Origin of the sequence: Pseudomonas sp. 313 (assembly GCF_000316965.1) — a bacterium.
In the GTDB taxonomy this organism is placed as follows: domain Bacteria; phylum Pseudomonadota; class Gammaproteobacteria; order Pseudomonadales; family Pseudomonadaceae; genus Chryseomonas; species Chryseomonas benzopyrenica.
Genome location: NZ_ANBZ01000026.1, coordinates 1 through 12,537, shown reverse-complemented (window position 1 = coordinate 12,537; position 12,537 = coordinate 1). Strand labels below are relative to the sequence as shown.

General features: G+C 64.1%; 10 protein-coding genes and 1 pseudogene. 3 read left to right on the top strand and 8 right to left on the bottom strand.

Translation table 11 applies throughout. From position 1 onward, the window contains the following. Nucleotides 1-73 precede the first annotated feature (73 nt). From rpoD to rpsU, 3 genes are all read right to left on the bottom strand, one after another. Nucleotides 74-1,927 carry an RNA polymerase sigma factor RpoD gene (gene rpoD / locus C722_RS0105400; protein ID WP_017639528.1) on the bottom strand — a complete coding sequence of 618 codons (1,854 nt, stop codon included), beginning with the start codon at nucleotides 1,925-1,927 and terminating at the stop codon, nucleotides 74-76. 76 nt (nucleotides 1,928-2,003) lie between these two features. Next, nucleotides 2,004-3,905: a DNA primase gene (gene dnaG, locus C722_RS0105395; RefSeq protein WP_017639527.1), complete on the bottom strand. Its 1,902-nt coding sequence runs from the start codon at nucleotides 3,903-3,905 to the stop codon at nucleotides 2,004-2,006. A gap of 325 nt (nucleotides 3,906-4,230) precedes the next feature. Then, a complete protein-coding gene (gene rpsU / locus C722_RS0105390) occupies nucleotides 4,231-4,446 on the bottom strand; it encodes a 30S ribosomal protein S21 (protein WP_007159750.1) in 216 nt (71 codons plus the stop codon). Between the two features lie 205 nt (nucleotides 4,447-4,651). Here rpsU and tsaD point away from each other — a divergent pair, with 205 nt between their 5' ends. Next, nucleotides 4,652-5,677 carry a tRNA (adenosine(37)-N6)-threonylcarbamoyltransferase complex transferase subunit TsaD gene (gene tsaD, locus C722_RS0105385; protein WP_017639526.1) on the top strand — a complete coding sequence of 342 codons (1,026 nt, stop codon included), beginning with the start codon at nucleotides 4,652-4,654 and terminating at the stop codon, nucleotides 5,675-5,677. A 45-nt stretch (nucleotides 5,678-5,722) separates the two neighbouring features. Here the strand turns inward: tsaD and plsY are convergent, their stop codons facing one another. Further along, the gene (gene plsY / locus C722_RS0105380; RefSeq protein WP_017639525.1) at nucleotides 5,723-6,292 is read right to left on the bottom strand and encodes a glycerol-3-phosphate 1-O-acyltransferase PlsY; all 570 of its coding nucleotides are present in this window, start codon (nucleotides 6,290-6,292) and stop codon (nucleotides 5,723-5,725) included. 110 nt (nucleotides 6,293-6,402) lie between these two features. Between plsY and folB the strand changes: the two genes are divergently transcribed. Further along, nucleotides 6,403-6,756 carry a dihydroneopterin aldolase gene (gene folB, locus C722_RS0105375; RefSeq protein ID WP_007159747.1) on the top strand — a complete coding sequence of 118 codons (354 nt, stop codon included), beginning with the start codon at nucleotides 6,403-6,405 and terminating at the stop codon, nucleotides 6,754-6,756. Then, the gene (gene folK / locus C722_RS0105370) at nucleotides 6,753-7,286 is read left to right on the top strand and encodes a 2-amino-4-hydroxy-6-hydroxymethyldihydropteridine diphosphokinase (protein ID WP_017639524.1); all 534 of its coding nucleotides are present in this window, start codon (nucleotides 6,753-6,755) and stop codon (nucleotides 7,284-7,286) included. The genes folB and folK overlap by 4 nt, the downstream gene beginning before the upstream one ends. Nucleotides 7,287-7,577: 291 nt before the next feature. On the opposite strand, the gene C722_RS0105365 is transcribed toward folK, so the two are convergent. The 4 genes and pseudogenes from C722_RS0105365 to C722_RS24635 all read right to left on the bottom strand — a co-directional run. Continuing rightward, nucleotides 7,578-8,705, bottom strand: coding sequence for a multifunctional CCA addition/repair protein (locus C722_RS0105365; protein WP_017639523.1), 1,128 nt, complete (start codon nucleotides 8,703-8,705; stop codon nucleotides 7,578-7,580). 52 nt (nucleotides 8,706-8,757) lie between these two features. After that, nucleotides 8,758-10,299 (bottom strand): SpoVR family protein, encoded by a 1,542-nt coding sequence (locus C722_RS0105360; protein WP_017639522.1) that lies wholly within the window; start codon nucleotides 10,297-10,299, stop codon nucleotides 8,758-8,760. After that, complete coding sequence (locus C722_RS0105355) at nucleotides 10,296-11,567, bottom strand: YeaH/YhbH family protein (protein WP_017639521.1); 1,272 nt, start codon at nucleotides 11,565-11,567, stop codon at nucleotides 10,296-10,298. The genes C722_RS0105360 and C722_RS0105355 overlap by 4 nt, the downstream gene beginning before the upstream one ends. Nucleotides 11,568-11,643: 76 nt before the next feature. After that, nucleotides 11,644-12,537: pseudogene (locus C722_RS24635) on the bottom strand (PrkA family serine protein kinase); the annotation flags it as partial.

The following is a 12,537-nucleotide window of genomic DNA, read 5'->3' as shown; positions in this document are numbered from 1 at the left end:
AGGATCGCCAAACCCTTGTCGGGCATAAAAAAACCGGAGCCTGGGCTCCGGTTTCTGATGCAGCGTGGGCGCCTTACTCGTCGAGGAAGGAGCGCAGGTGTTCGCTGCGGGAAGGGTGGCGCAGCTTGCGCAGGGCCTTGGCTTCGATCTGGCGGATACGCTCGCGGGTGACGTCGAACTGCTTGCCCACTTCCTCGAGGGTGTGGTCGGTGTTCATGTCGATGCCGAAGCGCATACGCAGCACCTTGGCTTCACGGGCGGTGAGGCCGGAGAGCACGTCGCGGGTGGCTTCCTTGAGGCTTTCGCTGGTGGCCACTTCGATCGGGGACTGCATGGTGCTGTCCTCGATGAAATCGCCCAGGTGCGAATCCTCGTCGTCGCCGATGGGCGTCTCCATGGAGATCGGTTCCTTGGCGATCTTGAGCACCTTGCGGATCTTGTCCTCGGGCATCTCCATGCGCTCGCCCAGCTCTTCCGGGGTCGGCTCGCGACCCATCTCCTGCAGCATCTGGCGGGAGATCCGGTTCAGCTTGTTGATCGTCTCGATCATGTGCACCGGAATCCGGATGGTGCGCGCCTGGTCGGCGATGGAGCGGGTGATGGCCTGGCGAATCCACCAGGTGGCATAGGTGGAGAACTTGTAGCCACGGCGGTATTCGAACTTGTCCACTGCCTTCATCAGGCCGATGTTGCCTTCCTGGATCAGATCGAGGAATTGCAGACCGCGGTTGGTGTACTTCTTGGCGATGGAGATCACCAGGCGCAGGTTCGCCTCGACCATTTCCTTCTTGGCGCGGCGGGCCTTGGCCTCGCCGATGGACATGGCGCGGTTGATGTCCTTGATCTGCGAGACTTTCAGCTCGTAGTCACGCTCAAGTTCGGCCAACTGGGCCTGCTTGGCCTGGATGTCGGCCTGGAAGCGCTCGAGACCCTCGGCGTACTTGGGCTTGCCCTTGAGCAGGCCGGCGGTCCATTCGGTGTTGGTCTCGTTGCCCGGGAAGTGGCGCAGGAAGTCGGCACGCGGCATGCGCGCATCGCGCACGGCCAGCTGCATGATGGCGCGCTCGAGGCCACGCACACGCTCCAGGGACTCGCGCACGCGGGTCACCAGGGCTTCGTACTGCTTGGGCACCAGCTTGATCGGCGAGAACAGCAGAGCCAGGGCAACGAATTCTTCCACGGCGTGATCGTTATCGCGACCGTGCTTCTTCAGTGTCTTCTTGGTCTTTTCCAGCTGCTCGGCGACTGCGCCGAAACGCAGGCGAGCCTCTTCCGGATCCGGACCGCCGTCGCCTTCTTCCTCGTCGGCGTCGTCGCTTTCTTCCTCGTCGTCCTTCTCGTCGTCCACGGCCTTGGCATCGGTGGCCTTGTTCGGGACGGGCAGCTCATTGCTCTCGTTCGGCAGGGTGCCGTCGTCGGGATCGATGTAGCCGGCGAGGACGTCGGACAGGCGACCGCCTTCGGTGGTGACGCGGGTGTATTCGCTGAGGATGTAGTCGACGGTGCCCGGGAACTGGGCGATGGCGCCCATGACTTCACGGATGCCTTCCTCGATGCGCTTGGCGATCTCGATCTCGCCTTCGCGGGTCAGCAGTTCCACGGTACCCATTTCACGCATGTACATGCGCACCGGGTCGGTGGTGCGGCCGACATCGCTCTCCACCGCGGCCAGGGCGGCGGCGGCTTCTTCGGCGGCGGCTTCGTCGGTATCCGTTTCGGCCAGCAGCAGGGCATCGGCGTCCGGCGCGGTCTCGAATACGTTGATCCCCATGTCATTGATCATGCGGATGATGTCTTCCACCTGTTCCGGATCTGAAATATCCTCCGGTAGGTGGTCATTGACCTCCGCGTAAGTCAGGTAACCCTGCTCACGACCGCGGGCGATCAATTCTTTCAGACGGGATTGCTGTTGCGCTTTTCCGGACATAGGTACCCTTCCACTGAAGGCTTAGGCGGGCAAAAATAGCTGAACATTATAGCCGGTTAGACGGTGGTCGTGCCAGTTAGGTCACGGACCCCGCCGGACGGCTGAGGAGTTCGCGTAGGCGGTCCTTGTCTTCGGAGCTCAGTTCGCTCTGTCGCGCCTTGCGTAGGAGTTGCTCCAGCGAGCGATCACGCTGGCTGGCGGCTAACCTCGTTATGGTGTCGAAAAACTGTTGTTCAAGGTTGTCGCCGGCAATCAGCCATTCTTTTTCCGCCAGGGCGCGCAACAGGCGTCCCTGTTCGGTGCCGTGCCAGCGGGCGATGAGCGCCAGGGTGCTTTGCCCCGGCTTCTTCTGCAGCGCCTCGACCAGGGCGACCAGCAACTGGGCGTACTGATCGCTTTCCTCGGCCAGGTCGCGGGCGTCCTGCACTGCCTGGGCCAGGGTGGGGTGGTGCAGCAGGCTGCGTAGCGCGGCCAGCACCGGCGTTTCCACCTTGACCGGTGGCTGGCGCGGGATGCGTTCGCCGCCGCCCTTGCCGTTGAAATCCTTTTTCCAGCCCTTGCCGTCACGCCCGCCCTTGCCTTCACGGCGGGGCGTCCATTGCTGCTGCGCCGGGGCTTCCTCGGCGTAGGCGTAGTCGCCATAGTCCATGGGTGGGGCATCCTGCGGCGGCGCGGCGGGCGCCAGCTGGCTCAGGGCGTCGTTGCCGAGGCCGGTGAGTTCGCTCAGGCGCTGCCGCATCAGCAGTCGCAGGTTATTGCCGGGAATCTTCTCGATCAGCGGCGCCGCCAGGGTGGCCAGGTGCGCCTTGCCTTCCAGGGTGGCCGGATCCGCTTCGATCATCAGTTGCTGGAAGAAGTACTCGGCCAGCGGCTGGGCCTGCTGGACGAAGCGCGCCTGGAAGGCATCCGCACCCTCGGCACGCACCAGGGTATCCGGGTCTTCGCCTTCGGGCAGGAACAGGAAGCGCACCCGGAAGCCGTCCTTGAGCACCGGCAGCGCCGATTCCAGGGCGCGCCAGGCGGCGCTCCGGCCGGCCTGATCGCCGTCGAAGCAGAACAGGATGCTCGGCACGATGCGGAACAGCCGCTTGATGTGCTCTTCGCTGGTGGCGGTGCCCAGGGTGGCCACGGCATTGCGGATGCCTTGCTGGGCCAGGGCAATGACGTCCATGTAGCCTTCCACGACCAGGATCTCGTCCAGATCGCGGTTGTGCTTGCGCGCCTCGAACAGGCCGTAGAGCTCCTGGCCCTTGTGGAACACCGGGGTTTCCGGCGAGTTGAGGTACTTGGGCTTGTCGTCGCCCAGCACCCGACCGCCAAAGGCGATGACCCGGCCACGGCTGTCGCGGATGGGGAAGATCACCCGGTCGCGAAAACGATCGTAGCGTTTGCCGCTCTCGGCGTTCTCCACCAGCAGGCCGGCGTCGAGCATGGCCTTCTGCTGCAGGTCGTCGCCGCCCAGGTGCTTGCCCAGGTTGTCCCAGCCCGGCGGGGCGAAGCCAAGGCCGAAGTCCCGGGCGATCTCGCCGGTGAGGCCGCGCTTCTTCAGGTAGTCCACCGCGGCCTGGCGCTTGGGATGGTTGCGCAGCGCCAGGCGATAGTATTCGGCGGCCGCGGCCAGCAGCGGGTAGAGCGGGGAGTCGGTGGGTTGCCGCGGCTTGCGCCGACCGCCGCTCTCTTCGCGCGGCACGTCCACGCCGGCCTTCTTGGCCAGCTCCTCGACCGCCTCGGGAAATTCGAGGTTGTCGTGGTCCATGATGAAGCCCAGGGCGTTGCCACCGGCACCGCAGCCGAAGCAGTAGTAGAACTGCTTGTCGGGGCTGACGCTGAAGGAGGGGGTCTTCTCGTTATGGAAGGGGCAGCAGGCCATCCAGTTCTTGCCGGCCTTCTTGAGCTTCACCCGCGCGCCTACCACCTCGACGATGTCGGTGCGATTGAGCAGGTCGTCGATGAAGCCTTGCGGGATGAGTCCGGCCATGGTCAGCGTCTGGATAGAAGGGCGAAGAGCGGAGGATGGAGCAGGCCAGATGGCCAGGAGGGCAGTCTAGTGCGGTGCCTCAGAAGTTATCTACACAATTTTGGCGGTGCTTTTTCGTCCTGGACGGCGTTGCTACTCCTCGCCATAGCCCTGCTATGACTCGTCGTAGCGCCTTGCCCAAGCCAAAAAATCACTCGCCAAATCTTGCGCGAACTTCTGAGGCACCGCACTACGCCAGAGGACGCCAGGGTGAAACGGGAAGGCCAGAAACAGACAACCCGACCAGAGGTCGGGTTGTTTGATGACGCCAGAGGAACGCTGTAACTCAGTACAGGCGCTCGCGACGGCGCTGCTCGCGCTGTACTTTCTTGGCGTGGCGCTTGACCGCGGCGGCAGCTTTACGCTTGCGCTCGGCGGTGGGCTTTTCGTAGAACTCGCGGCTACGAACTTCGGCCAGTACACCGGCCTTCTCGCAGGAACGCTTGAAACGACGCAGCGCTACGTCGAAGGGTTCGTTTTCTTTGACTTTGACGTTGGGCATCCAGGTCGTACCTTCAAATTTACCGAGGTTTAATCCAACGCTAGCGGCAAAAGGGCACGGGAAGCGTCGGTTTTTAAGGGTTGCGGATAGTAACGCTTCAACTGCCCCGCTGCCAAGCCCCGGCGGACGAAAAGCGCTGGCCGGTGCTGGAAGCGGCGCTTATCATGCGCAGCCTGACATCTTATACCCTCGAAGGCTTATCTCCATGCGTGTTCTGGGACTGGAAACGTCCTGCGATGAAACCGGCGTCGCCCTCTACGACAGCGAGCGCGGCCTGCTGGCCGATGCGCTGTTCAGCCAGATCGATCTGCACCGCGTCTACGGTGGCGTGGTGCCGGAGCTGGCCTCGCGCGATCACGTCAAGCGCATGCTGCCGCTGATACGCGAAGTGCTGGAGGAGGCGGGCAGCCGTCCTGCGGACGTGGACGCCATCGCCTATACCGCCGGCCCCGGCCTGGTCGGTGCCCTGCTGGTGGGCGCCGCCTGTGCCCAGGCGCTGGCGTTGGCCTGGGGCGTACCCGCCCTGGGTGTCCATCATATGGAAGGGCATCTGCTGGCGCCCATGCTCGAAGAGCAGCCGCCGCAGTTTCCCTTCGTCGCCCTGCTGGTCTCTGGTGGCCACACCCAGCTGGTACAGGTCGATGGCATCGGCCGCTATACGGTGCTGGGCGAATCCCTGGACGATGCCGCCGGCGAGGCCTTCGACAAGACCGCCAAGTTGCTGGGCCTGAGCTATCCGGGGGGGCCGGAGATCGCCCGCCTGGCCGAGCGTGGGGTGACGGGACGCTTCGTCTTTCCGCGGCCCATGACCGATCGGCCAGGGCTGGAATTCAGCTTCAGCGGTCTCAAGACCTTTACCCTCACCACCTGGCAGCGCTGCAAGGCCGCCGGTGACGACAGTGAGCAGACCCGTTGCGACATCGCCCTGGCCTTCCAGACGGCGGTGGTCGAGACCCTGGCGATCAAGTGCAAGCGCGCGCTGAAGCAGGCCGGGCTCAAGTCGCTGGTGATCGCCGGTGGTGTCAGCGCCAACCGCGCCTTGCGCGAGAACCTGGAGCAGATGCTTGGCGAACTAGGCGGCCACGTCTTCTATGCCCGGCCGCGCTTCTGCACTGACAACGGCGCCATGATCGCCTATGCCGGTTGCCAGCGGCTACTGGCCGGCCAGCAGGAAGGTCCGGCCATTGCCGTGAAGGCGCGTTGGCCCATGGAGCAATTGGCGGCGCTCTGAGACGGGCGGAGGGCGTCGCCGGGTAATCCCCGTGCGGCGCCAGGATCAAAAATGACGCTCGGTCCCCTGGCGCAGCGCGCGCAGATTGTGTCTGTGGCGAATCAGGATGAGCAGGGCGAGCAGTAGCATCGGTGCCAGCAGGTCCGGGCGCTGCCAGGCGAACAGCGGCAGGATGCCGAGCACGGCGACCAGGGACGCCAGGGAGGCGATCCTCAGGCGGGCGAACACCGCGGCCCAGAGCACCAGGCCCAGCAGGGCTGCAGGCGGATAGAGCCCCAGCAGCAGACCGGCCGCGGTGGCGACACCCTTGCCACCGCGGAAATGGAAATACAGCGGATAGAGATGGCCGACCACGGCGGCCAGCCCGATCCAGGCCTGCTGCAGGGGCGCAAGGCCCAGTTGGTGGGCGATGAGCACGGGAATCAGACTCTTGCTCAGGTCGCCGGCGAGGGTCAACAGCGCCAGCTTGCGTCCGGCCAGGCGCAGCATGTTGCTGGCGCCGGGATTGCCGGAGCCGTCGTGACGCGGATCGCGGGTGCCGAACAGGCGACTGAGCAGCACGGCGAAGGACAGCGAGCCCAGCAGGTAGGCCAGCAGGAGCAGCAGCCAGAACATGGTAGGGTTCCGCGCCAGGAGAAGGCTCGATTCTACCGACAGCCCGCCGCCCGACGATAGGCCGGCGGTGACGATCACACAGAGCACGCTAAAGGTGCGAGGCAAAGGCAGTGGACAAGGTTTTCATCGAGGGGCTCGAGGTCGACACCGTGATAGGGGTGTACGACTGGGAGCGTGACATCCGCCAGTGCCTGCGCATCGATCTCACCATGGGCTGGGATATCCGCGCGGCTGCCGCGAACGACGAACTCGAACACACCCTGAACTATGCGGCGGTGGCCGAGCGCATCACCGCCTTTGCCCACGAGACCGCCTTCGAACTGGTCGAGACCTTCGCCGAGCGTCTGGCCGCCTTGCTGCAGGCGGAATTCAAGCTGCCCTGGCTGCGCCTGCGCATCACCAAGCCCGGCGCGGTGCCGACCGCCCGTGGCGTGGGCGTGGAGATCGAGCGGGGGCAGGCGTGACCCGGGTCTATCTGGGGTTGGGCAGCAACATCCAGCGCGAGCAGCATCTGGGCATGGCTCTGGACGAACTCGCGACGCTGCTGACCGACCTGCAGTGCTCACCGGTGTTCGAAAGCGAGGCGGTGGGTATCCGCAGCGCGCCTTTCTTCAACCTGGTGGTGGCGGGTGACACCGAGCTCGATCCCGCGACCCTGAGTCAGAGACTCAAGGTCATCGAAACCCGCAGCGGTCGTTATGCGCCGGATCGCCAGGGCCTGCCGCTGGATATCGACATCCTGCTGCATGGCGACCTGAGCGGCGAGTTCGATGGCCTGACCCTGCCGCGCGCCGAGATCCTGCGCAACGCCTTCGTGCTCTGGCCGCTGGCCTTGCTGGCCGGCGAGCGGCGGCACCCGGACAACGGTCGGAGTTTTGATGAACTGTGGCAGGAGATGCGCTACCAGACCACCCAGGTGCTGCGGCCGGTATCCTTTAGCTGGAAGGGTATGGAGTTGACGCCGGCAGCGTTGCTTGGCGCCAAGCTGGCGTAATGCGGTGGTCGTTGGGCTTCGCTGCGCTCAGCGCCAACCTACGGAAAACCGGCTTGCGCTTGGTCTTTCTCTCCCTGCCGTAGGTTGGGTTGAGACGGCGCCATCGTCGAAGCCCAGCGGTTCTCTGGGTAGGGATGTTGGGCTTCGCTGCGCTCAGCGCCAACCTACGGGGACCCGGCTTGCGCTTGGCCTTCCTCTTCCTGCCGTAGGTTGGGTTGAGACGGCACCATCGTCGAAGCCCAACGGAGCTACGGGGTAGGGGGGTTGGGCTTCGCTGTGCTCAGCGCCAACCTACGAGAGCTGGGCCAGGGCGTCGAGGCGGGCCTGCTTGAGGGCCTCGCCCAGGGCGGCGCCCTTGAAGCCCTGGGCGACCAAGGGCTGGACCTCGACCCCGCGCAACACCTCGGCTGCCTGGCGCAGCAGGGTCAACGGTGGTTCGCCGTCGTCGGTCCTTACCGCCGCCGCACAGGTGCAGGCCTGGAGGAACTCCTCGAAGCGCGCCGGACGCCGCAAGACGTCGAAACCCTGCAGCAGCTCGAACCAGGCTTCCGGTGTCAGCTGTCGCGCCTGCAGGGCCGTGGGCCAATGGCGCGCCAGCAACAAGGCCAGTTCGGCGGGTTCGCGCGGGACCTTGAGGCGGGCGTTGATGGCAGCATGTCGCTCTTCCGGTACGTCCAGCAGCAGGCAGGCCCAGCGCACGTTCAGCGACGCCTGGACCTCGGCGCTCTGGCGCAGGGTGGCATAGACCCGGGCGCCGGGTTCGGGTTGCTCACCGGCGAACCCGGCAGCCACCTCCGGCAGGAGCGCCGCCAGGGCGCCGCAGTCGTGCAGCACCCGAATGAAGACATCGGGCCGCTCTTCAAGCAGCGCACGGGAGATTTCCTTCCAAAGTCGTTCGGCGGTCAGGGCGTCCAGCTCGCCACTGGCGACCATCTCCTGCATCAGCAGCAGCGTCTCGGGCGCCACCTGGAAACCCAGGCTGCAATAGCGGGCGGCGAAGCGGGCGACGCGCAGCACGCGCAACGGATCTTCGGCGAAGGCGGGCGAGACGTGGCGCAACAGGCGCGCCTGGAGATCGGCGCGGCCGCCGTAGGGGTCGATGACCTGGCCGTCGTCGTCTTCGGCCATGGCGTTGACGGTCAGGTCGCGACGGATCAGATCCTGTTCCAAGGTGACGTCGGGCGCGGCGTGGAAGGTGAAGCCACCGTAGCCGCGCCCGCTCTTGCGTTCGGTACGGGCCAGGGCGTATTCCTCACCGGTCTGGGGATGCAGAAACACCGGGAAATCGGCGCCCACCGGGCGATAGCCCTGGGCGGCGAGGGCTTCGGCGGTGGCGCCCACCACGACCCAGTCGACTTCGGTGACCGGTCGGCCGAGCAGGCGATCCCGTACGGCACCGCCCACCTTGTAGATTTGCATAGAAAAAGACCTCCTTGCGGAGGTCTAGGATAGCCCGAAAGAGCGACTCGGCTCAGATCGGCGACGCCAGATCCAGGCGGCGGTCGTGATCGCGGCTCTCATGGCGGGGCGGAACCTGGAAGCTGTGGGTGACGTCTTCGCCCCTCACGCTTTCCAGCCGAATGTCGAAGCCCCAGAGCCGGTGCAGGTGCTTGAGCACCTCGTCCGTGGAGTTGCCCAGCGGCTTGCGGTCATGCTGGAAGTGGCGAAGGGTAAGGGAGCGATCGCCACGCCGGTCCACGTTCCAGATCTGCACATTGGGCTCGCGATTGCCCAGGTTGTATTGGGCGGCGAGTTGCTCACGGATCAGGCGATAACCGCCGTCGTCGTGGATGGCCGCCACCTCCAGTTCGTCGCGCTGGTCGTCATCGAGGATGCTGAACAGCTTGAGGTCGCGGATCACCTTGGGCGAGAGGTACTGCAGGATGAAGCTTTCGTCCTTGAAGCTCTTCATGGCGAAGGTGACGGTGGCCAGCCAGTCGCTGCCGGCGATGTCAGGGAACCAGCGGCGGTCTTCCTCCGTGGGGTCCTCGCAGATGCGGCGGATGTCGCGGAACATGGCGAAGCCCAGGGTGTAGGGGTTGATGCCGCTGTAGTAGGGACTGTCGAAGCCCGGCTGGTAGATCACCCCGGCGTGGGATTGCAGGAATTCGAACATGAAGCCTTCGGTGACCAGGCCCTCGTCGTAGAGATCGTTGAGCAAGGTGTAGTGCCAGAAGGTGGCCCAGCCTTCGTTCATCACCTGGGTCTGGCGCTGAGGATAGAAGTACTGGGCGATCTTGCGCACGATGCGGATCACCTCGCGCTGCCAGGGCTCCAGCAGCGGCGCGTGCTTTTCCACGAAATAAAGGATGTTTTCCTGGGGTTCGCTGGGGAAGCGCGCCCCTTCATCATGCGACTCCTTGCCGGCCATCTTGGGAATGGTCCGCCAGAGATCGTTGACCTGGCGCTGCAATTGCTCTTCGCGCTCCTTCTGCCGCTGGCGTTCCTCGGCGGCGGAAATGGGGTAGGGCCGCTTGTAGCGATCCACCCCGTAGTTCATCAGCGCATGGCAGGAATCCAGCAGTTCTTCCACGGCATCGATGCCATGGCGTTCCTCGCACTGGGTGATGTACTGCTTGGCGAACACCAGGTAGTCGATGATGGAGCTGGCATCGGTCCAGGTGCGGAACAGGTAGTTGCCCTTGAAGAAGCTGTTGTGGCCATAGCAGGCGTGGGCGATCACCAGCGCCTGCATGGTCATGGTGTTCTCTTCCATGAGGTAGGCGATGCAGGGATCGGAGTTGATCACGATCTCGTAGGCCAGGCCCATCTGGCCGCGGCTGTAGTGCTTCTCGGTGTGCAGGAAGTGCTTGCCATAGGACCAGTGGTTGTAGCCGATGGGCATGCCGACGGAGGCATAGGCATCCATCATCTGCTCGGCGGTGATCACCTCGATCTGGTTGGGATAGGTATCCAGCGCATAGCGCTTGGCGATCCGGGCGATCTCCCGGTCGTAGGTCTGGATCAGCTCGAAGGTCCATTCCGAGCCGGTGGAGATGGGCTCACGTTTCATGACACGAGTCTCCGCTGGAACAGTTCGCGGAACACGGGATAGATATCCCCCGCCGAGACGATCTGCTGCTGCGAGAAGGAATCCGGGAAGGCGCCGCGGACGTTCTCGTATTCGTACCACAGCGCCTGGTGCTCGCGCGGGGTGATCTCCACATAGGTGTAGTACTGCATGAACGGCAGGATCTGCTTGGTCAGGATCTCCCGGCAGATCGGCGAGTCATCGTTCCAGTTGTCGCCGTCGGAGGCCTGGGCGGCATAGAGATTCCACTCGTTGACCGGATAGCGCTCGGCCATGACCTCCTGCATCAGCTTGAGAGCACTGGAAACGATGGTGCCGCCGGTTTCCCGGGAGTAGAAGAATTCCTCCTCATCCACTTCCTTGGCGCTGGTGTGGTGGCGGATGAACACCACCTCGATGCGCTCGTAGTTCCGCTTGAGAAACAGGTAGAGCAGGATGTAGAAGCGCTTGGCGATGTCCTTGGTGGCCTGGGTCATAGAGCCGGAGACGTCCATCAGGCAGAACATCACCGCCTTGGAGCTGGGGCTGGGCTGCTTTGACAGCAGGTTGTACTTGAGGTCGAAGGTGTCGAGGAAGGGCACCTTATCGATGCGCGCGCGCAGTCGTTCGATCTCGGCCTCCAGCGCCTGGATGTCGCCCAGGTTGTCGGGCTCCTCCACCCGCAGCCGCGCCAGTTCGGCCTTGGCTTCGCGCAGCTTGTTGCGGCTGCCGCCGGAGAGGGCGATGCGCCGCGCGTGGGAGGCACGCAGGGTGCGGATGATGTTGATGCGGGCCGGATTGCCCTCGTTGCTGATGCCGGCGCGTACCGTCTTGAAGGTGTCGGTGCCGGTCAGTTGCTTCTTGACCAGGTTGGGCAGCTCCAAGTCCTCGAACATGAAGTCGAGGAATTCGTCCTGGGTGATCTGGAAGGCGAATTCGTCCATGCCTTCGCCGCTGTTGCTGGCCTTGCCCTGGCCCTGACCGCCGCCACTCCCCTGGGGGCGCGGGATGCGTTCGCCGCTGACGAATTCCTTGTTGCCCGGGTGGACGATGGTCTGCCGCCCGCCCTTACCTTGGTACAGCGCGGGCTCGTCGATGTCACGGGCAGGAATGCTGATCTGCTCGCCGTGCTCCATGTCGGTGATGGAGCGCCGACTCACGGCTTCCTCGACCGCCTTCTTGATGTGCTCACGATAGCGCCGCAGGAAACGCGTGCGGTTCACCGTGCTCTTGTTCTTGCCGTTTAGACGCCGGTCGATGACATAACTCATACAGGCCCTCCGGGCTATTGCAGGACGCCACGACGACGCGGCAGGCGCGTCGTCGCGGGTTCAGCCTCAGGCTGCCTTACTGCGACTTGCGTACCCGTGAATACCACTCGGACAGCAGTCGCACCTGCTTCTCGGTGTACCCGCGCTCCACCATGCGGGTCACGAAATCGCTGTGCTTCTGCTGATCTTCCTTGCTGGCTTTGGCATTGAAGCTGATGACCGGCAGGAGCTCCTCGGTGTTGGAGAACATCTTCTTCTCGATCACCGCGCGCAGCTTCTCGTAGGACAGCCAGCTCGGATTCTTGCCGTTATTGTTGGCACGGGCGCGCAACACGAAGTTGACGATCTCGTTGCGGAAATCCTTCGGATTGCTGATGCCGGCCGGCTTCTCGATCTTCTCCAGTTCCTCGTTGAGAGAGGCGCGATTGAGGATCTCGCCGGTTTCCGGATCGCGGTACTCCTGATCCTGGATCCAGAAGTCGGCGTAGAGCACATAGCGGTCGAAGATGTTCTGGCCGTATTCGCTGTAGGACTCGAGGTAGGCGGTCTGGATCTCCTTGCCGATGAACTCCACATAGCGTGGCGCCAGGTATTCCTTGATGAATCTCATGTAGCGCTCGCGGGTCTCGGCCGGGAACTGCTCGGCTTCGATCTGCTGCTCCAGCACATAGAGCAGGTGCACCGGGTTGGCCGCGATCTCGTTGGCGTCGAAGTTGAACACCCGCGAGAGGATCTTGAAGGCGAAGCGGGTGGACAGGCCGTTCATGCCCTCGTCGACGCCAGCGCTGTCGCGGTACTCCTGGATCGACTTGGCCTTGGGATCGGTGTCCTTGAGGTTTTCGCCGTCGTAGACACGCATCTTCGAGTAGATGTTGGAGTTTTCCGGTTCCTTGAGGCGAGAGAGCACCGAGAACTGGGCCAGCATCTTCAGGGTGTCCGGCGGCGCAATGGGCGTTGGCCAGGGAGCTGT